The following is a 21,090-nucleotide window of genomic DNA, read 5'->3' on the forward strand; positions in this document are numbered from 1 at the left end:
CGGTGGCCGGGGCGGACGGATGGTCAGCGCGCTTCGAGGCGCGCCAGGACCTCCCCGGTCGCGGAGCGGATCTCGAAGCGGGCGATGTCGTCGGGGTGCAGGGAGGAGCTGGCCATCATCGTGTGCGGTTCGGTGTCGTGGCCGGGTCCGTGCCAGCTGGTGGCGATCTCCTCATGGCCGTCCCGGCCGACGATGACCAGATGGCAGGCGCGCGAGTCGGAGGCGTCCTTCACGCGCAGCTCGACCTGGCTGCCGGAGGCCTCGTCCGCCGTGGTGACCTGCGCCCACACGCCCGTGTGCACATCGGTCGCGGTGACCGTCCGGGTGTTCTCGTCGCCGTCCCCGGCCATCACGGAGACGGCGGGCACCGACACCGCGATCACGACGGAGGCGGCCAGCGCGAACACCATGCGCCGGCGGCCGGCCCGGCGGCGGGTCGCCACCTCGGCCAGCAGCCGGTCCAGCATGCGCGGCCCGGGCTGCGCCATCGGGTTCACCAGCCGTGGCGTCGCCCTGCGGTACAGCATCAACTGCCGTGTCGTCGGGCCGAACTCCGTCACCTCTGCAGCGCACTTGGGGCACTCCATGAGGTGGTCCTCGAAGCGGAAGGCCTCCGCCTCGTCCAGCACGCCGAGCGCGTAGGCGCCGACGTCGCGATGCCTTTCCAGGGACCTCATGCCGAATCCTCGTGCCGTTGGGTGCGGGTGGGGTTACTCCTTGCTCCCACCGGTACGGACCAGGCAGCGGAATCACTCAAGCCGGTGACACAATCGCAACCAAAGGATTCGGAGCCCTCCGGCCCCCGGATTGGTCGGGGACCGCAGAAAGCTAAAAAAGATGGATCGCGAGGTGGCCCAGGGGCAGTCCCAGCTGCCAGGCGGGCGTCCAGACCTTCGGCCCCTCGTCCTCCCCGGCCACCGGAGCACCGCCCGGCACCGCGTTCAGATCAGGCGCCAGCAGCTCCGTCTCCTGCAGCCAGCGCCAGGCCTCCTCGGCGAGGTCCAGGTCCGGCGCGGCCCGGCCCGACGCCGCGGCGTCGGCGGCCAGCTCCGCCAGCCGCTCGCCCACCCACTCCTGCCACGGCTGGTCGTACGCGGTCAGCGACAGCCACGTCTCCAGCTGGGTGACCACCCGGATGCCCGACAGCTCCCCGTCGGTGTCGGAGAGGAAGATGGTCAGCGCCAGGGCATCGCGCCCCGCGCGGAACTCGAAGGACGTCGGCGGCATCAGATCGCCGGTCCGCAGCAGCTCGTCCGCGATGTACTCCGCGTACAACCACGCCATGGGGACGGTCAGTTCGCCGTCCGAACCGTCCGTGCCCTCGTGACCTCTGTGCAGCATCCCTTCCTGCCTTCCTCCGGTACGTGCGCGTCGGCCGACACCGGGTCCCGGGGCGTTGCCGGCCCCATCCGGAACACGGATAGGAACACCCGATTACTCAACCGGGGTCCTCAGCAAGGCGCTTTACGGAGGCTTGACTCGGCCGTGGGTTTCACCGCAGGTCGGCGGCGTAACCCGGAAGCACCCGGCGCAGGGCGCGCAGCGCGTAGTACGCGCGGGACTTCACGGTACCGGGCGGGATCCCGAGGGTCGCCGCGGCTTCCGCCACACTCGCCCCCTGGAAGTACACGAGCACCAGGACTTCACGGTGCTCCGGAGTGAGTGTCTTCACAGCCCGGCGCACGTCGAGCATCGCCGCTGCCCGCTCGGCGTGGTCGGAACTGACCCGCGCGTTCTCCAGCACCGCGTCGCCGACCTCGGCCGGACGGGCCTGCCGGGCGCGCCGGGCGTCGATCGCGAGCCGCCGCCCGACGGTCATCAGCCAGGGCCGTACGGAGTCGAAGTCGTCGGCCCGCAGGGCCTCGGGGTGCTGCCAGGCGCGCACCAGCGTCTCCTGGACCAGGTCCTCGGCGCGCTGCCGGTCTCCGTCGCACAGGCGCAGGAGGAGCGCGAAGAGGGGCCGGCCGTGCTCCCGCTGCAGTGCGGCGAGCTCGTGCTCGGCGGTCGTCCCGTTCGTGAGAGTGGATCCGGCCGTCATGGCCGTATGCCACCGCAGGGTGCCGCCGGGGCACAGGGCACGTACCCGGCTGTGCGACGGACGGTCGATCGCGTCGGCGAACGGTTCGACGAACGGTCGGGGCGCTCCACCGGGCGGGTGCCGGTCGGGCGTATGAGCGTGTCGGAGCCGCGTGGGGCGTCCGGAACCTCCTTTCCTCTTTGTGTGTAAATACGACCACAACGCCCACCGTGGGGTGAATGGATGATCGCACGCAGTCGACAGGTGGCCCTGGCCCTCACCGTCGTCCTCGCCGCAGGCGCCGCCTGCCAGGCCCGCAGCCACGCACCGTCCGGACCCGGCCGCCCGGCACCCTCCGCCGCCGGGCCCCGCGGCTTCACACTCGTCGCCTCCGGCGACGTCCTCCCGCACGACACGATCATCGACCGGGCCCGCTTCGACTCCGGCGGCACCGGGTACGACTTCCGGCCCATGCTCGACGGCGTCCGCTCCGTGGTCTCCGGCGCCGACCTCGCCCTGTGCCACATGGAGACCGTGTACGGCGCCGACGGCGACTACTCGGGCTACCCCACCTTCAAGTCCCCGCCCGAGGTCGCCCGGGCCCTCGCCGTCACCGGCTACGACGGCTGCTCCACCGCCTCCAACCACACCCTCGACGACGGCGCCGACGGCATCCGCCGCACCCTCGACGCCCTCGACCGGGCGGGCGTACGGCACGCCGGCTCGGCCCGCACCGAGGAGGAGGCCCGCACCGTGACGGTCCTCCAGGCCGGCCCGGCGAAGATCGCCCACCTCGCCTACACCTACCACACCAACGGCATCCCGTTCCCCGAGGGGCAGCCCTGGGCCGTCAATCTCATCGACGAGAGCCGGATCCTCGCCGACGCCCGGGCCGCGCGCGGTGCCGGCGCCGACGTGGTCGTCGTCTCGCTGCACTGGGGCACCGAATGGCAGGACGCCCCCGACGAGGTTCAGCTGTCCCTGGCCCGGAGCCTCACCGCCGCCCGCGGCGCGGGCCGCCCCGACATCGACCTGATCCTGGGCACCCACGCCCACGTCCCGCAGGCCTACGAGAAGGTCAACGGCACCTGGGTGATCTACGGCATGGGCGACCAGATCGCCGGCCTCATGACCAACCACGAGGGCGCCAAGGACCCGCGCGGCAACCAGTCCACCCTGGGCCGCTTCACCTTCGCCCCGCCCGCCCGGCCGGGCGGCCGATGGGAGGTGACCCGGGCCGAGTTCGTCCCGCAGCTGTTCGACGTCGACGCCGGCCGGGTCGTCAACCTCAACCGGGCGCTCGCCCAGGGCGCCGACGTCCGGGCCGTCCGCGACCGCATCCGCGACGTCGTCCTCAGCCGCGGCGCGGCGAAGGACGGGCTGGTGATGGGGGAGTAGGAGCTCAGTCCGCCTGCTCCGGCCGGCGCCCGGCGAGCTTCGAGTGCCGGTAGGAGTAGGCGCAGTAGACGACGAGCCCCAGCGCGAACCAGACGGCGAACCGCACCCAGGTCTGCCACTGCAGGAACGTGATCAGCCAAATGGAGAACACGATCCCCACCGCGGGCACCACCGGCATCCACGGCGTGCGGAAGGTGCGCGGCAGATCCGGCCGCCGGTAGCGCAGCACGATCACCGCCGCGCACACCACGACGAACGCCAGCAGGATGCCGATGTTGGTCAGCTCGGCCGCCTCGCCGATCGGCAGGAAGCCGGCGATCACCGCCGAGGCCACCCCCACGATCCAGGTGACCCGCGTCGGCACGTGCCGCGTCGGATGCGTCTTCGCGAACCAGGTGGGCAGCAGCCCGTCCCGGGACATCGAGAACCACACCCGCGTCACACCGAGCATGAACGTGAACATCACTTGAGCAGGGCGTATCCCCCCTGGTGGGAGGCGCGCCCTGCGTGTTCGTTCGCAGTGGCTGACCCTGGTTGGTCATGGTTGGTTTGAGTTGACCCTGATGGGCAAGATCTTTCTCCCATCCGTCTCCCATGGGAGGCGAATGGCCCCCGGCGCAGGAAGCGTCGGGGGCCATGAGACCAGGGTGGGAGTTGGCCACCCGGGGAGGCGGGCAGAGCCCCCACCCTGGCTGTCCTGTTCTAACGCGTGCACCCTACAAACGTCACGGGGTAATCGTTCACTCGTTCGAGTGAGTTTACTTCCGCTTGACCGTAGAGCCTCAGAACCGCCCACCCGCCGCCGAGGGGGTGCTCACGACGGATGGACGGCTCAACCAGCACGGGCCGCGCCGGCGGACCCATGCCGGGTTCGTGAGGGGGGTGGCGGCAAGCGCCATCTGTCATCTCGATTTGCCCACTGTCGAGTTCTCAAACAGATGCATGCGCTGCCCTGCCAGTACCCGCCCCTGATCAAAGAATGCCTGATCTATCAGGCTGACATGTGATCACCTTCGACAGAGCGTGTCCAGAGTGCACGCACCCGATGACGACGCCTGGCTCACCGAACACTGCCGGGCCATCGGCGACCGCATCCGCGCCGAACGCCTCCGCCAAAACCGCACCCAAGAGCAGCTCCACCTCGCCGCCGGCATCAGCCGCTTCACCCTCCAGGAGATCGAAGCCGGCCGCGCCAACCCGACGCTCCGCCTGCTGCTCCGCATCGCTCGGGAACTGGACACGCCGCTCTCCTCTCTCGTGTAGTGGCCCGCCGCCAGAACGGGGCATTGTCCCGGCGGCAGGCCGCGGCCGCCCGTAACGGGGCGTCGGGGCGGCCGCTCATCTCGGCGCCGGCACCTCACGACCGGGACCGAGGGCTCTGAGAGACGCAGATGCGGCAGGCGTACACCTGCATGCTGAGATCGTGGGCGCCCGACGCGCCCTGCGCGATACCCGCGGGGACTGCGCCTCCCGTGAGACGCGCGTTGCACCAGCAGCAGTTCCAGCCTTGGTACTGGCCATACGTCAGGTCGCTGACAGGCGGCGGCGTAGGGAGGGTCATGGCGCGCCCTCCGAGGCGAGACGGCACAGGGCCTGCCGGTCGGTGCACGGCTGGTTGCGGAGGCAGGTGCTGCACGCTGCCACGTGGATGCGGTACACGTCGGATGCCGTCGCGCGGACGCACCCAGCGCAGCCGCGGGGGAAGATGGTCACCCCGTCGGGGCCGGGCCGGGCGCCGAGGTCGCGCGCTGTGTGCGGGACGAGGCTGGCGCCGCACCACACGCACACGGCGCCCTCGGTCTGTAACCCGGACAGGCGGCGCACGTTGGGCAGGGGCAGCAGCGCGAGAGGACCAGCGTCACTGCTGGTCGCGCGTACAGCTGGGGCCTCCACGGCCGCGGTGATCCGTCTCACACCACCGACCGTAGAGGCCCCACAGCAGGAGAAGGGGCAGGAATCCTGCCCCTCACCTCACGCGGCCAACAGGCCCAGCTTCACCGCCAACTCCGACGCGCGCTGCCGCCGCTCGGGCTGCTTCGCCTCGGTCTCCTCCAGCACGATCCTGCGGGCGTACCCGTTGTACTTGATCGTCTCCGACGCCGCCTCATGCGCCTTGTCCAACGTCGCGAGCGCCACATCCGGCTGCCCGTCGAGCTGGTAGGCGCGCGCCTCCTCAATCCGATGCCGGGCCCGCCGCGGCCGCGACTTGATGACCGCCTTGTCTGCCCGAGCCGCCTGCCGCACCGACTCCCCACCCTGGTGGAGCTCCACCGCGACCGTCACGGCGTGGGCACCCATGATGGCCCGGGAGAACGACGTCACCGGGTGGAAGTAGCCGGCCGGCAGCTTCTTGCTGGTCTTCTCCGCCTTGTCCCACCAGCCCCATGCCGTGCCGTTCTCGCCGCGGCGCGCCGCGGTGTACCCGGCCTCGAACTGCAACGCACCGGCGACGGCGAGGACGTTGTCGTCCGCGTCCGGGAGGTGGGGTTCGAGGTAGCGGAGCGCCTCCAGCGTGACGGCGTCCGCGGCGTCGAAGTGCGCGGGGCCGGAGTCGCGGTGGGCCTGGGCGGTGAGCCACGCGGCGACGCCGACGGCGTGCGGGTCCTCGGAGTCCTGGGCCGCGACCATGCCGCGCTCGGCGACGCGCCACAGGAGGGCGCTGTCGGGCTGGTAGGCGACGAAGAACTGGCTGAGGCTGTACACCTCGGAGAGGATCGCCTGCGCCGCGCGCCGCTCGGCCGCCGTGTTGGACTGCCGGACCGCCAGCTGGGCGTCACGGATCAGGTCGGGAAGCAGTTTGCCCACGACCTCCCGGTGGTTGGGGGCCTCGTGCCGGGCGGTCCACGCCGCGTCGAGTCGGTGCCGCAGGTGCTGGGTCGGCGGCGCCTCCCGGTCCGCAGTCAGCGGGAACGCGTCGACGGCGGCCTTCACCCCCGCGAGGCGGGGGTGGCCGGGCCCGATGAACAGGTCGACGTGCAGGGTCTGGTCGCCGGTCAGGTCCGCGAGGTCACGGACGCGCAGCAGCTCGGCGATGCGCAGGATCATGGGCAGCTTCGGGGGTTGGATCTGGCCAGTCTCCACCTGCTTGACCCACGACGGGGACTTGCCGAGGAAGCCGGCGAGGACGGGTCGGCTCATGCCGCGGCGTTGGCGGTAGATCTGCATGCGTTGGCCGAACGCCATGGGGTCGGCGTAAGGGTCCGGGGTAGCATCGGATGGCATGGTCTCGCCCCTTTCCTGGTTACGGGTCGCACTGTCCAGGGTAGGGGCGGGGCCGTTTTCGTGTGAGGGGTCTGTGGTGGAAGGGGCCGCGTAGGCTGGTGGTATGTCCCCCGATCTCGTGACCCGTGGTCCCGTGCGCTCTGCTGCGGAGTTGAATCAGGCGATCCGCGCGCTGTGGACTGGGCCGGGCGGGCATCCGGCGCTGCGGCTGACGGATGAGCAGCGGGAGGAGTACGGGCGGCTGCTGGCCGAGCTGCGGCAGGTCGAACGCGGGGAAGTCGTCGAGGCCGCGTAGCCTACTCGCCGAGTTCCTCCGCCGTGACGGTGTCACCGATCGACACCCACAGCACGTGTGCCTGCGCCGATTCGAAGTTGCCCCCACGGTCCCGGGCCTGTCGCTCCAGCTCGGTATACGTCAGCCCGAGCTCAGCAAGGGCGTGACGGCAGCCAGCGAGCCACTCCTCGCGGGTCACCTCGATCACCACGTCGTCATCCACACCCCCAGCATGGCAGAGGGCCCCGCCCGCCGTAGCGGACGAGGCCCGTGAGGGTTCTTGCCAGGTCCGGCAAAAAGCCCGGTCAGGCGATGACGTGGTGCACCCACCAGACGGAGAACCCGACCCAGCCGCCGACGAACAGGACCTTGCCCGCCTTCGTGTGGACCCGGCACCAACGGCGCGTAGCCGCCGACAGAGTGGCCTCCTGCCGGGCAGTCCGCAGCGCATACGTCTCCACCACAGCCCCGGCCAGGATCAGCCCACCCCACACCGCGTCGCCCGGATTCACCGGCCGACCGCCGTCCAGATGCCCAGGCCGATAGCCGTCGCCGACGCCAGCCCGGCGATCGACTGCAGCGGCCACTGGCGGCCCTTCACCGCGTCGAGGTCGGCCTTCAGCGGCTTCAGCTCGTCGTCACGCAACTTCCGTACTTCGTCCTCCAGCTCGCGCCGGAGGTCACGCACGTCCTGCTCTGTGCGGGCCGACCGTTCGACGAGGACAGCGCAGGACGTCTTGATCTCGCCGAGGTCTCGGCCGAAGCTGCCGATGTCGCTCCTCAGGTTGGCCAGTTCGACGGCGACGGAGGTCGTCTCCGGCGGCGTCACTCTCTCACCGCCTCAGCCCCGTCGGTCCGCAGCCACGACGGCAGCAGCCCCTGCACCGACGGCAGCGCCATCACCCGCGCGAATCCACCCGCCACCGCCAGCGCCCCCGCCACCCACGGCAGCGACTCCGGCACACCCGACGCCGCCACGATCCCCGGCAACGCCACCGCGGTACCCACCGCCGTCTGAAGCACCGTGCGCACGGTCCGCTTCGTCTCTTCCTTCGGCATGATCACTTCTCCTTCTGCGCGAGCGCGCGAGCGTGCGCGTCGATGCGCGCGTACTTCTCTTCCGTGGTATGGCCGTCCCACGTGTTGATCTCCGAACGCGTCACGTGCTCGAAGAGGTCCATGTCGTCAGGCGAGACGTGCCACGACGCTTGCCCGGTGGGCAGATCGACGATGACGACTGCCCACTCAGGCTCGGCCGGGTCGTGGTAGCCGATCGTCGACGGGTACGCCGCCGCCAGATGGGCAACGAGATGGCTCCGCTCGCGGTACACCGCGTCAGCGGCGCTCACGGGGTCGGCCCCGTCACGTCGACGCTCACCTTCACCACCGCGTCCGCGATGGCCTTCTCGACCGCAGCCACTACCGTGGCTGTGTCGACGTCCTCACCGACCATGCCCGCGAGCTTGGTGATCGCCGCCGACTGCGCGGCGAGCTGCGTGTTCGCCTTGTCCAGCCGCTTCAGGATCTCCGTCTGCACCGACGAGAGCGTCCACGTCGGGTTCGTCGCCGGCGCACCCGGAACGGAGATCACCCCGTCCAGCGTCAGCACCGCCTTCGCAACCTCAGCTGCAGTGGGCATGTCGTCCTCCTCGCTCTTGCCGGCCGCCCGGGCGACGATGCCCGGGAACACGACCTCACGGAACTGCTTGATCCGGGCCGCGCCCGGACAGGCCGTGCCGCTGGTGGACCACTCCGGGAACATGGAGTGGTAGCCCATCCCGGGGTCGTCGTGGCTGCGGCAGATCCGCAGCGGGATCCCGTGGTGCTGGTGCAGCCACACGCCCAGCTTGATGAGTTCCTCGACCTGGGCGGCCGTCCACGGGTCGGAGCCCTTGGTGTTGGACGCCGTCTCGATCGATACCGCGCCCGTGCCGTCGGGCCGCCGGTTGGCGCCCGCGTTCGCGTCAGCGCGGGTCTCCGTGCCGATGAACTGGCCGAGGTCCCCCTCGTAGCCCAGCCCGAAGTGGGACTCCAGGTTGGTGGAGTCGCGCCAGTACTCGTAGGTCCGCTTTGCCGTCCACGGCGCGATGATGCTGTGCACGATGAACTGCGTCGGCCGGATCGCCGCCTGCTGATCGGACTCCGGCTGCAGCTCCATCTTGGTGGCGCCCGGGTACCAGGCCATGTCAGCCGCCCCCGACAGCGGTCCACTGGACGGCGTACGCGGCGGCCGTGCCGTACCAGACCAGCTCGTGCGACGCGTCCCGCACCAGCCAGCCCCCGGCCGGGATGACCTTCCGCGAGCCCTCCGAGCTGAGCAGCATCAACTGCACGCCCGTGTCGCTGGAGATCGTGTACGCGCCGTCCAGCCACTCCGCGACCGCGGTGCCGTTCGTGCCGTCGTACTGCATCGACTCGTGCCGTCGAGTCACGATTGCCATGAGGTCTCCTATGCGGTGCGTCGCAGCTCAAGCCACGAGTCGGTGTACAGAACCGCGGCGATGGCCGACGAAGCGGCCTGCGCCCAGTCCAGGGAGAACGTTCCGGCCGTGCTGCCGACGCGGAGCGTGCCGTGAAGGATGGCGCCCATGTCCGCGTCGCTGGTGCCGTAGGCGTTGCGGGACTGCGTCACGTCGTTGGACTCCATACGCAGGCTGTAGCCCGTCGTTCCCGACGCCGCGGTGCCCGAGCCCGGGGCGGCCAGGTGCCACTCGCCGAGCGACCCCGTGGGGACGGAGAAGTCGATGAGCAAGTCGGCAGCCGGGTCGGCGAAGTACTTGATCCACCCGTGCCAGATGTAGACGGCGTTCGCCTCCACCTCGAACTGCAGGTGCGGGTCGGCCGTCGCCGTAGTGGTCGCCGCGCGGCTGGTATCCGCGGTCTTCCGCGCAGTCTGCGGCAACATGCTCCGCAGCAGAGCGGCGGTCGCACGCTGTCCGGCCGCCGGCTGGGGGTAGTACTCGGCCACGCTGCCCTCCTTACAGGGGAAGAATCCAGGGGTTCGCGAGGCGCACGTCCGCGCCCGCGCTGTGTGCTTTGACGACGCCGTTGACGCTGCGGGTCACCGTGAACGTCTGCGGGTCCGTCAGCTGGAAGTTGTCGTAGGTGAACGTCAGCGGCAGAACGTTGGTGTTGCCGCTGCCGAGGACAGACCGCACACCCACCGACCCGGCCGTGCTGAGCGATCCGTCGGTCACCGTCGACTGCCAGTCCGGCTCCGCCTCGCTCGTCGCCCACGCCTTCGCCCGCAGCCGCGCGCCCTTCACCTGGAAGCGGATCGTGAAGAACGTGCTGGCCGCGTGCGTGCCCGGGATCGTGGTCGTGGACAGGTCGGACTGGGCGCCGCCGACGCGCTTCTGCAGGACGAGACGGAGGGTCTGGTCGGTGCGGAAATCCAGCCTCGCGCCGTAGGTGTTGTTGGCGTCCATGTAGCGGCCCAGCACCATCGCGTACTGCGAGTCGCCCGTCGCCAGGGCCGCCGTCGACACGCTCACCCGCACGTCCACATCAGCCGACGGCGACGGCACCACGCTGAACCGCGAGCTGTTCACCGCCGTGGGGCTGTGCGTGGCCTGCGTCCCGTTCGTGGCGTACTCGGAGGCCGCGCCACCGGTATTCGTCCACGACTGGCCCGTATCCGCCGTGCCCCACCCGTTCGAGGTTGTGCGCGTGAACGTGTCCGACACGGCCCCGCTGACAGCGGTCACCCGCATCACCTCGCCACCCACCCGGATGTCGAACGGCCAGTCCGCGCTGCTCGTCGTCCACAGCGTCACCTCACCCGGCGACGGCGCCACCACCAGCGACGTATCCGACGAGCCCACCGCCGACACCAGCACCGAACCGTCCGTGTCGATGCGCGTCTCGTCGTCCAGGTAGCCCACCGTGTACGGCGACGCCGGCGCGCAGGCGAACGTCAGCCGTTGCTCGAAGTGGTTGATGGTCTCCGGGTCGATGCCCAGGATGAGCTGGTCGATGGTGTCCGGGGCGAGCCACGCGGGCGGGTTGGTGATCTGGATGCGGTCGCCGAGGCGGAGGGCGAGGATTGCGCGCCGCATGTCCGGGGTGATGCTGGGGTGGGCCAGGTTCACGCTGATGCGGGGGAAGCGCTCCTCGTCGGTGGTGCCGAGGTGGACGCGCCACGCGGCGTGGTCGCGGATCGTAGCCCGGTCCGTCGTGGCGAGGTTGAGGGTGAGCCCTGAGCTCTCGCCGTACTTGCCGATCGCCTGGGTCCCGAGCGGGCCGTCGGTCTCTTCGTAGGTCTCCGACACGCCGCCCGCGGTGACGGTCAGCACGTTCTGAGTGGTCCGGTCGTCCTCCACTGGCACTGGCACTGCGGCCAGGTTGTAGCCCGAGTACGACAGGATCAGCGCGGGGTCCTGGTTGTAGAGGCTGGCGCGGGTGCGGTAGCCGAGGCCGAGCGCCGAGCGGGTCTCGTACAGCAGGCCGCCGTCAGCGAGTACCGCTTCCTGTATCAGGGTGAGGGGGTTCGCCTTGCCCTGGGCGCCCATCCGCACTGTGTCGTCCAGGTCGCCGACCCACTCGAACGGGATCGCTTCCTCGCCGCACAGCCGCTGGATGCGGCGGCCGGCTGTCTCGCCGATGGGGTTGAGGCGGGCGCCGAGGGCGTCGATGTCGCTGATGGCGTTCTCGACGGTGATGTGGCCGAGGACGCCGCCTGTGAGCCCCGTCGTGCTGTTCGGGCCGACGGCGGAGATGGACGCGACGAAGGCGTGGACCGCCGTGCAGCGGGTGAGGCCCTCGGTGTTCCGGGTCAGCGCCGTGGACGACTCGACGCCGTTGAGGACGTCGAGGGTGCGGATGGTGTAGATGGTGCTGGAGCCGGACTCCTGGAACTCCAGGCTGACGTACAGGAGCTTGTTGCGGATGTCGAAGGTGTGGTCCAGGTCTACGCCGAAGTTGGTGCCGTCGTCGCCCATGAAGATCAGACTGAGACTGCGGGTGGTGGCGTTGTAGACCAGCTCGTAGTGGGCGAGCGGCGTGGTGCTGGTGTCCACGGCCTGGCTCACCCGCATGATCACCTTGCGGTCGGACAGCGACGTCGACGGCGTCGTGAAGAAGAAGCGGACCTGCGTCGCGGTCGGTGTGTCGTACCGGGAGACGCCGCCGCTCATCGCCGCCCCGGTGAAGACGGGCAGCGGGTCACTCGCTGCGAACCTGGTACTCGCCGCCAGGTCCGGGGTACCGGTGGAGAACGTCATCGGGCTGCCGCTGGTGACCGCCGAGGCAATCTGCGTCGAGCCGTCCGCGTCCTCGCACGGCCAGTACGCCACCACGCTACTCGCGAGCGGCTCCGTGATCGCCCGGTACACCACCGACCGCTCCGGCGCCGGGCCCTGCGCCAGACGCTGCAGGATGCCCGCCACCGTCACGTCGACCCACACATCGCTGCCCGACGGGTCCCAGTTCGGGGCCCACTCGGTGACCTCGCCCCACAGTCGGTACGCCTTGCCGCCGTTGCCGTCCGGCACGCTGATCCGGAGCGGGGTGTTGCGGCCGATGGACCCGTAGTACGGGCCGGAGGGGTTGCGCGGGGAGAAGCGGCCGTCCTGGTTCTTCAACTGCAGGGTCGCCGTCGCGCGCTCGGTCTGGGATCCCTCGCTGCCCTGGATGCCGTAGGTGATGCGGATCTGGCCGCTGTCGTCACGGACCATGCAGTAGGAGGTGATGTCGACCCACTCGCCCGCCACCCACAGTTCGACCTGTACCGGCTCGTCGTTCGACGCCTCTCCGCTGCCCCGTAGTGGGCCGGGCAGGTTGGTGAGGCGGCGCCGGACGGCGGCGACGAGCGGGGCGATCGGCATCGGTCAGCCCACCTCCTGGAAAATCACCCAGCAGCGCATGTCGGTGGCCGTGGTCGGCGTGGTCGCGCGGACCCGGAGGAACCGGCTCACGGCGATGATCGGGCGGGTGTCGGGCATCCACTGCCGCACGTACTGCAGCCCCGACTCGCCCGAGACGGAGGACAGGGAGACAGTGTCGAAGACGCGGCTGGCCGTCGTGGTGCCCTCCGCGGTCGCCGTGTATCCGGTCGCGCTGGTGCCCAGGGTGAGTAGCGTGTTCGCCCCGTTGGGGTCCAGGTTCTGCACGCCCGCGTTGACGTGCGCGGTCACCGTGGCGGCCACGTCCGTCTGCAGCAGTTCGACGACGCCGTCCGCACCGGGCGGGTCGTCCAGGCTGAACCCCCACTCCAGCAGCTGGATCTGCCTCGTCGACGGCGTGGCGAGCTGGAGCATCGTCTTGATGCTCGTGCCCGTCGTCACCGACTGCTGCGCGGCAGTCGTCGGCGCCGGGCCATTCCACACGATGTACGGCACTATCCCGTCCCTTCCTCGTTACCTGCCGCGCGGCGGCTGCAGGACCGCCTCGATCGAGCCGCGGGCCTTGACCACCCGCCGGCCGGTGTCCACCCACAGCTCTCCGAACTCGCGCCCGGCGATGCTCACCTGGAGCACGATCGGCTGCGCATCGCTGGTGGCGGCCGGCGTCGGTGCGTATCGGGTGCCGCCGGTGCGGGGGGTGTTGAGCATGGATGCCCAGGCCTGCTGCTGCATGCGGCGGGTGTCCGGCCCGGAGTACACGCGGGACCCGAACGGGAGCCGCACGAGCTCGGGCTCGTGCTCGCCGACCATCGTCCAGCCGGAGCGCAGACCACCCGACGCGGCACCGATGATCCCCCCCGACGCCTTCTTCTTGAACGCCGACTCGATCTGCTTCTCCATAGCCTTCGCCAGCTTGTCCATGGAGCGCGCCAGCTTCTCCTGCGAGTTGGTCAGCTTCTTGACCTGCAACTCCTGCGCCTTGATCGCCGCCCCGAACACAGAGTCCGCCGTCGTCTTCCCCGCCGAACCGGCCGCGCCAGTGATCTGCGACTGCAGCGAGTTCAGCGAGCCGATCTCCGACGACGACGCCTGCAACAGCGCCCCCGCCGTCTCCAGCCCACCGCCCTCGACGCCGGCTTCGGCGACCTGCTGCAGCAGCGACGACGACAGGCCCTTGCCCTTGAGGTCCTTCAGCGCCTGGGCGAACGCGGTGGCCTTGTCCCGGGAGGCGGTGAGGCCGCCCATGATGGACGCGACGGTGACCGGGCCGTCGCCGCTGGCGCCGCGGGTGATGTTCGAGGCGTTCAGCACCCCGGACTTCACGCTGTCGGACAGGGACGCCGCGGCCTGCTTGAGGCTGTCGAGCTTGTCCTTGGCCTTCTCCAGCGACGCGGACACCTTGCCGAGCTGCTTCTCCCAGCTCAGCAACTTCTTGCCGGTCGAGTCGAGGGCCTTCAGTAGGGAGCGCTCCTGCCCGCCGTGCGTGGCCTTCATGATGATGCCGCGCCACTGGTTCAGCGCGTTCACCAGACTGCTGACGCTGTCCGGGTTCGCGAACGCCGACCCGAACTCCGAGCGCCGGTAGCCGGCCATCTGCCCGAAGTGGCTGATGGTCAGGTCGCCCCAGGCGTCCTTCCGGGCCGCCTTCTCCGCCTTGGTGACACCGCCCTTGGCGTACCACTTCACCGCGCCGCCGAGGATGCCCACGGTCTCTTCGGCGATCTGCCGGGACCTGGGCCGCTTCGTGGGGCTGAGCGGGATGTACGCCTCTCCGCCCGTCTCGGGCTCCGCCCACACCCGCCACGCCCCGGCCGGGGCGATCTGCGCGCTGTGGTCCTCCACCCCGCCGTCGGCGAAGGAGCGGAAGATGTTGCCGTTGGCGCTGAATCGCGACGCCGCCCGGTTGTCGGCCGCCGAGCCCACGAACCGCTGCTGCACGTTGATGTACGACGTGCCGAGCACCCGTCCCGTCAGCGCCCGCACCGCGGCGTTGAACATCGCCGCGTTGGCGCCGACCGGCACATTCTTCTTCGAGAACTTCGTGCCCCTCACCCGCTGCGCCTCGCCGAAGAACGGGCGAGGGTTGGCGGCGATCGTGGCCTCGGAACGGCGCTTGTCGAAGGCGTTGAGCTCGCCGCGAGCGGCCCGCAAGGCGGCCTCCGCCTCCCGCTTGTCGGCCGACAACTTCGCCTTCCGCTCCCGCGTCAGGTCCTTGTCGTTCAGCTTCTCCTTGATGGAGGCGAGGTTGTCCTCGGCCGCCTTCACGTCGAGCTTGAGCTTCGCCCGGCTCAGCTTCTCGTTGGCCGTGGTCGCGAACTCGCCGATCTTCCCGTTGACCGCACCCAGCGTCTCGCTGGCGCCGGCCGCCCACTCGTCGAACTTACGGTTCGACTCCTTCAGCGCGTCACCGATGCCGGGGATGTTCCCGAAGGCCATGGCGAGCCCAGACACGACCAGGTCCGCGGACTCGATCGCCGTCTGCGCCATCAGCGTGAAGCCGTTGCTGAGGATCGGCAGCCACTGGATGCCGGTGTTGACCATGTCGATGATCGTCTGGCCGACCGCGACGAACGCCCCGCGGATGGCGGTCTCGTTCTCCTTCGCCCAGTTCGACAGGCCCCGGAAGCCCTCACCCATCGTCGAGACGTCGACGCCCGACACCGCCAGCAGGGACTCGACCAGCGCCCCACCGAGGACGCTCGCCAGATCCGAGGCGACCTCGAAGCCGATCCGGCCGACCTCGTTGAAGGTGCGGAAGACGTCGGCCGCCACGTGCGCCGCCGGCTCCAGGCCCTCCATCGCCCCTTCGAACACGGACGCGAAGCCCTCAACGGCCAGGCCCGCCCCACGAAACGCCTCGCCGAGCAGCGGCCCGAAGGTCTCGCCGAAGGACCCCGCGATCTTCCCGAGCGACGGCAGCAGCGAGTCGTTGATCAGCGACGCCAGACCGCCCAACATCTCCGACGAGCCGCCGATGCCCTGCTCCAGCCCGTCGAACATGCCCGGCAGACCCGTGTCCAGGAACCCGCCCAGCAGGCTGTCCCACGCATCCAGGGCCGGCTGGGACTTGGCACCGAACTCCAGGAACGCCTGAGTGAACGATCCGATCGACCCGGCGAAGTCCTTGAACCACGCCGAGCCCATCTTCACGTTGGTGAGCAGCGCCGACTGGAACGCTGGCGAGTCGGCGAACCGCGCGGCCCTTTCCGTGATCCGGCCGAAGGTGTCCGCACCGATCTTGATGACCGGTGTCAGGTCCTTCATCGCCCCGGACAGGCTTTTCACGGCCTTCTCGGTGTGCGGGGCGACGGTCTTCTCCGCTGTCTTCTTCCAGTCCTCGAAGGCGGGCTTGAGCTCCTTGGCCTTCTTCTTCAAGTCGTCGAGCGCCAGCGCGCCGCCGCCGACGACGGCCGTCATCCCGAACAGCATCGGCGACAACGCGCCGATCGTGGGGAGCAGGGCGCTGCCCAGGGCCACCGCAGTGCCGATCAGCTTGCCCCGCAAGCCCGTGCTGCCGCTCCCCCCGAAGGCGTTTGCCGCGTTGTTGGCCGAGACGGTGAGGGTGCCCAGGTTGCCGCGCAGATCCCGAAGGTCGTCGCCGGTGTCCCGGCTAGCACTCCCCAGATCGCCGATCTGAAGGGTGAGGTTGGCGGCCGTGCCCGTGAGGTGGGCGAGACGGTCCTCTGTGTCTTCCGCACGCTGCCCCAGCCGGCCAACAGCGGTGGCAGCGCGACTCCCGGCCGCGCGCAGTTGGTTCAGCTCACGGGTCGCGTCCTCCGCCGCCGCGGCGAGGCGCTGCAGCGACACCGACGCGGTCACGCCAGCCGCAGTGAGGGCTGCGAGGGAGGTTGAGGCGCGCTGCGCCGCGGTGTTCAAGCCGCGGATGGCGCGGCTGGTGCTGTTGATCTGCCCGGACTGGTTGTCGAAGGTGACGTCGAGGCGGATCGGGGACTGCGCGCGCAGGTCCCGTATGCGGCCGGAGATCGTGGTGAAGCCGGCGGCGGTCCGGTCGTCCAGCCCAACGGAGATGTCCGCGCGGCTGGCTGCCCGGATGGCGGTCATGGACCGCTGGATAGCGGCGAACCCGGCCACCGTGCGGTCATCAAGGCGTACCGCCACGTCGATGTCACGGGCGGCCGCGCGCAGTCCGGTGAGCGCCGTGGATGCAGCCCGGGCACGGTCCCGGAGGGTGCTGAGGGAGGAGTTGACGGAGGTGAGTCCGGTGCCGGTCTGGTTGGCGACCCGGACGCGGATCTCGATGTCGTTACCCACCGTCGACACCTCCCTCTGGTGCTGGTGTTCCGAGTTGTTCGATCTTCAGGAGCCGGAGCAGCTCGGCGTCCTCCTGCAGCAGCGTCGTGAGCGTGTAGCCGGGGAAGCGCTGCAGGAGGCCGAGGATCAGGCGGGCACGGCCGAGGTCTGAGGGCTCTCGGACAGGGGTTCCATCGGAATCGACACCGCCGGGGACGGCTCGCCAGAGGGCGAGCTCTGCGGCAAAGGGTCAGAGACCCCGCTGTTCGCCTTGCGCACGGCGTCGAGCATGGCCAGGATCATGGCCACGTCCTGAGTGCACACGCCCTCATACGTGGTCGGGACGGGCTGCCCTTGATCGTCCTCGACGTTCCACGACACCAGGCGCTTCACGAGCGTCTTGACGATCAGGTCGGCGTCCATGTCGACGCCATCCAGTTCCAGTTCCTCTGCCACGGTCATGCCGCGCACGCTGGCCTGGAGGCCCTCGTACTCGGTGCCGGTGAAGTCCAGCGCGTAGACGCGCCTCTTCGGGCGGTAACCCATCCTATTTACCCCCTATGTCCAGGTCGGGACGGTGCCATCCGACAGGACGCCGGGGACCGCGAAGGTGAGCTCGCCGCTGTCGGAGCGGCTGAGCGGGTAGTCGGTGAAGAGGCACTCGTTGTTGAGGCTCTGGCCGCTGACGGTCAGGGACACGGTGCGCGCCACCGAGGTGGACGGCACGGTCTTGAACACGTCATGGCTCGCGTTCGTGGCGTCGTTGAAGACGCCGTTGAGGGTGATGCTGAAGTCGGCGAGCAGCAGGAGCCGCTCATAGGCCGACTTGTCGATGCCGGTGATGTCCTGCACGCCGCGCGGGGTGGCGAACTGCAGGTTGGTGATGTCGTTCTTGATCGCCCTGGCGGTGCCGCCCGCGTCATCCACGGAGCAGGTCGTCCACCCGAGGCCGCTCTCCTTGGCCATGGCCTATCCCTTCTGCTGCTGGTCGACGAGGCGGAGTTGGTTCTCGCCGAAGTCCTCCACCCAGTCCTGCGGACGGGTGTGCTGCCGCTTCCGGCCGGTCGGGTTGCCCCGCCAGTCCCCGTCACGGACGAGGTAGATCTCGGGTCGGGTGCGGTGCTCGGCGAAGCAGCGCTGACCGCTTTCGAACCGGAACACCGTGAGGCCTTGCTCGGTGCGCATCTCGCGGAACGTGCGCCGCGACTGGCCCCGGATGTAGGCGGCCTGCGTCGCGCCGAGCTCCGTGCGCTCGTCGATGACGGAGTCCCAGCCGTGCCGCCACTGCGGGCAGCCGACCTGCTCGCACGCCGCCACCACGCTCGTGTCACGCGGGCTGGTGATCTGGTAGGTCTGGTACGCCTGCACCGGCAGCGCCGGGTCGATACGAGTCACCGGTCGCATCAGAACACCTGCCCTGCGATCTCGTTCTTCACGATCACCACGGAGAACGCCAGCGAGGAGAACCCGCCCGTCGTCGTGGTGACCGCTCGGATGTAGCGGCGGATGGTGGCGTTGTTCGCCGTCGCGATCCGCTCCGCGGTGCGCCCGGCGGTGAGCTGCGTGAAGCTGAGCCCGGCGACGTCCGCGAACGTCGAGTTGTCCGCGCTGTCCTGGATCTTCACCGTGACGTCCGTGCCGGTGAACGCATACGCCTGGAGGTAAGCCTGCGCCCCGAACGCCGCCGACGCTGCGGTGTCGATCGACGAGCCGTTCGTCGCCGCGGTGTCGGTGCGCACGCCGGCCGTCAGCGACCGGCCCCACTCGACACCGAACCCGTTGCACTGGAGATCGAAGGTGAAGGTGAACGCCCCGTCGTCGCCGCGCTGGCCGTCGTAGTTGACCTGCTTCGACACCTGGCACGCCGCCGGATTCCCCAGCGTCGTCCCCCGGAAGTACGACGCGATCACGTCCGTCGTCGGCAGCGTGCTCAGCCGCGGGTGCACACGGTCCGTCCCCGGGTTGAAAAAGCACGTCCCGCCCATCGAGCCGGTGCGCTTCCCACCGATACGCTCGTGACCGCTCTTGTCGATGCCCGTCGTGTCGAGCGTGGCGGGGCCGCCGGCCACGGCGATGCTGTTGATGTCGCCGGAGACGTCGTACCCGTGCAGGTAGAAGTTGTCGCCGAGCCCGGACTGCTTACTCACGGGGTCTCCTCCCAGAGGTCGTTGACGATGCAGGGCACGGCGATGTCCATGACCCGGTACTTGGTGCCGTCCTGCTGGAGGTAGCCCGCGCGGACGTCGAGGGGCTGGCCGTGGGCGCCGAGGATGTCGATCTCCCGCAGCAGCCCGCCAAGGGTGAAATCACCGACGTAGGCGCCGCAGAGGTCGTCGACGGCGGCGACCATAGTGGGGTCGATCGCGTCGGGCGGGTCGAACATGAGCGTCTGGAGCCGCACCGTGAAGCTGACTCGGGTGGTGACCGAGTTCAGGCCGGACGAGCGCAGAGGCGTGATCTGGTTGGCCCACACGGAGCACGTCAGCCCATGCCCGGGCGCGTTCTCCGGCTCGTGCTGGTTCACCCGCTCGAAGTGCCCGGACGCCAGTGCATGCGAGACGACCGCGTCAAGGAGGCCCATGATGTCCAATGCCATCGGTCAGCCCCCCATCGCGGGGAGATGACGGCGGACGGCCTGCTCGGCGATCTGCGGGCCGCGCTCGCGGACGAGGGTCTTGGTGCGCTTCCAGTGCCAGTAGCCAGGGAAGCGGGTGACTGGCGAGTTGCGGGAGCCGACGCCCTCCAGCCACGGCCCGTACACCACGCCCTGGTCGTGCACGAGAGACGTGTCCGCGCTGAGGCGGGTGGTGGTGACGCGGGACTCGTAGTAGCCCGTCGGGTGCCGGAACGCCATGCCCATGAGCGTCAGCGCGTGCGTCTCGGCGAACTCGGCGATGTCCTCACGCGCGTCGTCCGCCGCCTCCTGCATGGCGCGCTCAGCACGCCCGTCGAACAGCGGGCCCTCGAAGTGGATGTCGATGCTCATACGGACCTCACCCGCGCCTTCCGGCCGTGCGAGTCGTAGACCTGGTTGCGCAGCGTCGCCAGAGCCGTCGCGTCCAGCGCCCGCTCGCCGGTGCCACCGTCGCCGGTCTTCCGGGTGCGGGCGTAGCCGGCCTGCTCGCTGGTGATCCTGTTGATGGCTTCGGCGAGGGCCAGGTCTCGTACCGGCCCGGGCGGGTCCCAGCGCACAACGCTCGCCGCGTCAGCGTGGGTGGCCGCGGTGGTGCCGAGCGCGCCCCGCTGCACGGTGAGCGCGCGGGCCGCGTAGATGTCGACGCCAGCCGCGTGCGCGGCGAGCACCGAACCGTCGAAGGCCCGCTTCACGGTCAGGGTGTTGCCGGCGATGTCGACGATGAGCATCCGCTCGGACTCGACGAGGAGGACCTCGTCGACGGCGAAGGCGCTGCCGTCCGTGACGGTGACGGTCACGCTGTTCTGCTGGGCGGTCAGTCCGCTGCCGCCGACGTTCTGGCCGGTGTCGGCCATCGTGCGGTTGGTGACGAGCATGCGCTCGGAGCCGATGCGCAGCACGCTGCCGACGCCGAGTTCGGCCGACGCGGCGCCGTTCACGGTGATCGTGGTGGCGGTCGTCGTGCCGACGGCGGCCGCGAGCGTCCCGACGGTGGTCTCGTCGAGTTGGTAGCCCCACAGGCCGGTGATGGTGATGTCCCGCTGGTGGGTGTCGCCGCCGCCGAACGCCGCGCTGGAGTCGAGGTCGATCTCCAGCCGGTTGTAGGGCGGGCCGGAGCGGTTGGGCTCCAGGAAGTAGTCGCTCGCGGCGATCGTCGTGCCGCCGGAGGTGAGGGTGGTGACGGAGATCAGCTCGGAGTCGTCGAGCCACAGCCGCCACGACGGCCGGTACTGCGAGCCCGGCCAGTCGAAGGACCGCGTGGCCGTCTCCGGGTAGAACCGGCGGTGGCACAGCGCGTCGATCCCGCGACTGGCGGACTGCAGGGCGCGGTCGATCTGTGCGCTGCTGCGGGCCGTGGCCTTCACGTCGAGGGCGCGCATCACGTCCTCACGCGTCGCGTACACCGGCTGGGTCATCTCTCGTCACCTCCTCTCGTGGTCTCGTGCAGGGG

Annotated in this window: 26 protein-coding genes and 1 pseudogene; 3 read left to right on the forward strand and 24 right to left on the reverse strand. The window is 70.0% G+C overall.

The features are described from left to right. Positions 1–23: 23 nt before the first annotated feature. The 3 genes from CHR28_RS10140 to CHR28_RS10150 form a co-directional block, all read right to left on the reverse strand. The gene (locus CHR28_RS10140) at positions 24–677 is read right to left on the reverse strand and encodes a zf-HC2 domain-containing protein (protein ID WP_094053203.1); all 654 of its coding nucleotides are present in this window, start codon (positions 675–677) and stop codon (positions 24–26) included. 151 nt (positions 678–828) lie between these two features. Further along, positions 829–1,341 carry a hypothetical protein gene (locus tag CHR28_RS10145; RefSeq protein ID WP_094053204.1) on the reverse strand — a complete coding sequence of 171 codons (513 nt, stop codon included), beginning with the start codon at positions 1,339–1,341 and terminating at the stop codon, positions 829–831. A 151-nt stretch (positions 1,342–1,492) separates the two neighbouring features. Then, positions 1,493–2,038 (reverse strand): sigma-70 family RNA polymerase sigma factor, encoded by a 546-nt coding sequence (locus CHR28_RS10150; RefSeq protein ID WP_094053205.1) that lies wholly within the window; start codon positions 2,036–2,038, stop codon positions 1,493–1,495. A 222-nt stretch (positions 2,039–2,260) separates the two neighbouring features. Between CHR28_RS10150 and CHR28_RS10155 the strand changes: the two genes are divergently transcribed. After that, complete coding sequence (locus CHR28_RS10155; RefSeq protein ID WP_094053206.1) at positions 2,261–3,415, forward strand: CapA family protein; 1,155 nt, start codon at positions 2,261–2,263, stop codon at positions 3,413–3,415. 4 nt (positions 3,416–3,419) lie between these two features. Here CHR28_RS10155 and CHR28_RS10160 read toward each other — a convergent pair. Further along, a pseudogene (locus CHR28_RS10160) lies at positions 3,420–3,881 on the reverse strand (APC family permease); the annotation flags it as partial. A 566-nt stretch (positions 3,882–4,447) separates the two neighbouring features. On the opposite strand from CHR28_RS10160, the gene CHR28_RS10165 reads away from it, so the two are divergent. Further along, complete coding sequence (locus CHR28_RS10165) at positions 4,448–4,678, forward strand: helix-turn-helix transcriptional regulator (RefSeq protein ID WP_094053207.1); 231 nt, start codon at positions 4,448–4,450, stop codon at positions 4,676–4,678. A 294-nt stretch (positions 4,679–4,972) separates the two neighbouring features. Here the strand turns inward: CHR28_RS10165 and CHR28_RS10175 are convergent, their stop codons facing one another. Together CHR28_RS10175 and CHR28_RS10180 are read right to left on the reverse strand one after the other, a co-directional pair. Further along, positions 4,973–5,329 (reverse strand): hypothetical protein, encoded by a 357-nt coding sequence (locus CHR28_RS10175; RefSeq protein ID WP_143655805.1) that lies wholly within the window; start codon positions 5,327–5,329, stop codon positions 4,973–4,975. Positions 5,330–5,386: 57 nt separating this feature from the next. Next, on the reverse strand, positions 5,387–6,637 hold the full coding sequence (locus CHR28_RS10180; RefSeq protein ID WP_094053210.1) for a helix-turn-helix domain-containing protein: 1,251 nt from the start codon (positions 6,635–6,637) through the stop codon (positions 5,387–5,389). A gap of 103 nt (positions 6,638–6,740) precedes the next feature. On the opposite strand from CHR28_RS10180, the gene CHR28_RS10185 reads away from it, so the two are divergent. Then, on the forward strand, positions 6,741–6,932 hold the full coding sequence (locus CHR28_RS10185; protein WP_094053211.1) for a hypothetical protein: 192 nt from the start codon (positions 6,741–6,743) through the stop codon (positions 6,930–6,932). Between the two features lies 1 nt (position 6,933). On the opposite strand, the gene CHR28_RS10190 is transcribed toward CHR28_RS10185, so the two are convergent. The 18 genes from CHR28_RS10190 to CHR28_RS10275 form a co-directional block, all read right to left on the reverse strand. Then, complete coding sequence (locus CHR28_RS10190) at positions 6,934–7,134, reverse strand: hypothetical protein (protein WP_094053212.1); 201 nt, start codon at positions 7,132–7,134, stop codon at positions 6,934–6,936. 82 nt (positions 7,135–7,216) lie between these two features. Beyond that, entirely contained in the window at positions 7,217–7,423 is a 207-nt protein-coding gene (locus tag CHR28_RS10195; protein WP_094053213.1) for a hypothetical protein, read from the reverse strand. Beyond that, entirely contained in the window at positions 7,420–7,740 is a 321-nt protein-coding gene (locus CHR28_RS10200; RefSeq protein ID WP_094053214.1) for a hypothetical protein, read from the reverse strand. The genes CHR28_RS10195 and CHR28_RS10200 overlap by 4 nt, the downstream gene beginning before the upstream one ends. Next, positions 7,737–7,970, reverse strand: a complete 234-nt coding sequence (locus tag CHR28_RS10205) for a hypothetical protein (protein ID WP_094053215.1) — start codon at positions 7,968–7,970, stop codon at positions 7,737–7,739. Before CHR28_RS10205 ends, CHR28_RS10200 begins: the two co-directional genes overlap by 4 nt. A 2-nt stretch (positions 7,971–7,972) precedes the next feature. After that, a complete protein-coding gene (locus tag CHR28_RS10210) occupies positions 7,973–8,260 on the reverse strand; it encodes a WDGH domain-containing protein (protein WP_094053216.1) in 288 nt (95 codons plus the stop codon). Beyond that, a complete protein-coding gene (locus CHR28_RS10215) occupies positions 8,257–9,096 on the reverse strand; it encodes a peptidoglycan recognition protein family protein (RefSeq protein WP_094053217.1) in 840 nt (279 codons plus the stop codon). Before CHR28_RS10215 ends, CHR28_RS10210 begins: the two co-directional genes overlap by 4 nt. A 1-nt stretch (position 9,097) precedes the next feature. Beyond that, a complete protein-coding gene (locus CHR28_RS10220; RefSeq protein ID WP_143655807.1) occupies positions 9,098–9,352 on the reverse strand; it encodes a hypothetical protein in 255 nt (84 codons plus the stop codon). 8 nt (positions 9,353–9,360) lie between these two features. After that, positions 9,361–9,879 (reverse strand): hypothetical protein, encoded by a 519-nt coding sequence (locus tag CHR28_RS10225; RefSeq protein ID WP_094053219.1) that lies wholly within the window; start codon positions 9,877–9,879, stop codon positions 9,361–9,363. Between the two features lie 10 nt (positions 9,880–9,889). Then, a complete protein-coding gene (locus CHR28_RS10230; RefSeq protein WP_094053220.1) occupies positions 9,890–12,736 on the reverse strand; it encodes a hypothetical protein in 2,847 nt (948 codons plus the stop codon). 3 nt (positions 12,737–12,739) lie between these two features. Continuing rightward, complete coding sequence (locus CHR28_RS10235) at positions 12,740–13,249, reverse strand: hypothetical protein (RefSeq protein ID WP_256984204.1); 510 nt, start codon at positions 13,247–13,249, stop codon at positions 12,740–12,742. Positions 13,250–13,267: 18 nt separating this feature from the next. Next, a complete protein-coding gene (locus tag CHR28_RS10240) occupies positions 13,268–17,026 on the reverse strand; it encodes a hypothetical protein (RefSeq protein WP_094053222.1) in 3,759 nt (1,252 codons plus the stop codon). Positions 17,027–17,152: 126 nt separating this feature from the next. Continuing rightward, positions 17,153–17,551 (reverse strand): hypothetical protein, encoded by a 399-nt coding sequence (locus tag CHR28_RS10245; RefSeq protein ID WP_094053223.1) that lies wholly within the window; start codon positions 17,549–17,551, stop codon positions 17,153–17,155. A 12-nt stretch (positions 17,552–17,563) separates the two neighbouring features. Beyond that, a complete protein-coding gene (locus tag CHR28_RS10250) occupies positions 17,564–17,971 on the reverse strand; it encodes a hypothetical protein (RefSeq protein WP_256984205.1) in 408 nt (135 codons plus the stop codon). A 3-nt stretch (positions 17,972–17,974) separates the two neighbouring features. After that, entirely contained in the window at positions 17,975–18,409 is a 435-nt protein-coding gene (locus CHR28_RS10255) for a hypothetical protein (protein WP_094053224.1), read from the reverse strand. Beyond that, positions 18,409–19,152 carry a hypothetical protein gene (locus CHR28_RS10260; protein WP_094053225.1) on the reverse strand — a complete coding sequence of 248 codons (744 nt, stop codon included), beginning with the start codon at positions 19,150–19,152 and terminating at the stop codon, positions 18,409–18,411. The genes CHR28_RS10255 and CHR28_RS10260 overlap by 1 nt, the downstream gene beginning before the upstream one ends. Beyond that, the gene (locus tag CHR28_RS10265; protein WP_143655811.1) at positions 19,149–19,601 is read right to left on the reverse strand and encodes a hypothetical protein; all 453 of its coding nucleotides are present in this window, start codon (positions 19,599–19,601) and stop codon (positions 19,149–19,151) included. The genes CHR28_RS10260 and CHR28_RS10265 overlap by 4 nt, the downstream gene beginning before the upstream one ends. A gap of 3 nt (positions 19,602–19,604) precedes the next feature. Continuing rightward, positions 19,605–19,991: a hypothetical protein gene (locus CHR28_RS10270; protein WP_094053227.1), complete on the reverse strand. Its 387-nt coding sequence runs from the start codon at positions 19,989–19,991 to the stop codon at positions 19,605–19,607. Next, positions 19,988–21,055, reverse strand: a complete 1,068-nt coding sequence (locus CHR28_RS10275) for a hypothetical protein (RefSeq protein ID WP_094053228.1) — start codon at positions 21,053–21,055, stop codon at positions 19,988–19,990. The genes CHR28_RS10270 and CHR28_RS10275 overlap by 4 nt, the downstream gene beginning before the upstream one ends. Positions 21,056–21,090: the final 35 nt, after the last annotated feature.

This window comes from Streptomyces sp. XY006 (assembly GCF_002237655.1).
Taxonomy (GTDB): Bacteria; Actinomycetota; Actinomycetes; order Streptomycetales; family Streptomycetaceae; genus Streptomyces; species Streptomyces levis.

Bases quoted from the DNA above. Each gene is read 5' to 3' on its own strand.
- CHR28_RS10140 (WP_094053203.1), bottom strand. From the start codon at position 677: ATGAGGTCCCTGGAAAGGCATCGCGACGTCGGCGCCTACGCGCTCGGC.
- CHR28_RS10145 (WP_094053204.1), bottom strand. From the start codon at position 1,341: ATGCTGCACAGAGGTCACGAGGGCACGGACGGTTCGGACGGCGAACTG.
- CHR28_RS10150 (WP_094053205.1), bottom strand. From the start codon at position 2,038: ATGACGGCCGGATCCACTCTCACGAACGGGACGACCGCCGAGCACGAG.
- CHR28_RS10155 (WP_094053206.1), top strand. From the start codon at position 2,261: ATGATCGCACGCAGTCGACAGGTGGCCCTGGCCCTCACCGTCGTCCTC.
- CHR28_RS10180 (WP_094053210.1), bottom strand. From the start codon at position 6,637: ATGCCATCCGATGCTACCCCGGACCCTTACGCCGACCCCATGGCGTTC.
- CHR28_RS10185 (WP_094053211.1), top strand. From the start codon at position 6,741: ATGTCCCCCGATCTCGTGACCCGTGGTCCCGTGCGCTCTGCTGCGGAG.
- CHR28_RS10205 (WP_094053215.1), bottom strand. From the start codon at position 7,970: ATGCCGAAGGAAGAGACGAAGCGGACCGTGCGCACGGTGCTTCAGACG.
- CHR28_RS10215 (WP_094053217.1), bottom strand. From the start codon at position 9,096: ATGGCCTGGTACCCGGGCGCCACCAAGATGGAGCTGCAGCCGGAGTCC.
- CHR28_RS10220 (WP_143655807.1), bottom strand. From the start codon at position 9,352: ATGGCAATCGTGACTCGACGGCACGAGTCGATGCAGTACGACGGCACG.
- CHR28_RS10230 (WP_094053220.1), bottom strand. From the start codon at position 12,736: ATGCCGATCGCCCCGCTCGTCGCCGCCGTCCGGCGCCGCCTCACCAAC.
- CHR28_RS10245 (WP_094053223.1), bottom strand. From the start codon at position 17,551: ATGGGTTACCGCCCGAAGAGGCGCGTCTACGCGCTGGACTTCACCGGC.
- CHR28_RS10250 (WP_256984205.1), bottom strand. From the start codon at position 17,971: ATGGCCAAGGAGAGCGGCCTCGGGTGGACGACCTGCTCCGTGGATGAC.
- CHR28_RS10255 (WP_094053224.1), bottom strand. From the start codon at position 18,409: ATGCGACCGGTGACTCGTATCGACCCGGCGCTGCCGGTGCAGGCGTAC.
- CHR28_RS10265 (WP_143655811.1), bottom strand. From the start codon at position 19,601: ATGGCATTGGACATCATGGGCCTCCTTGACGCGGTCGTCTCGCATGCA.
- CHR28_RS10270 (WP_094053227.1), bottom strand. From the start codon at position 19,991: ATGAGCATCGACATCCACTTCGAGGGCCCGCTGTTCGACGGGCGTGCT.
- CHR28_RS10275 (WP_094053228.1), bottom strand. From the start codon at position 21,055: ATGACCCAGCCGGTGTACGCGACGCGTGAGGACGTGATGCGCGCCCTC.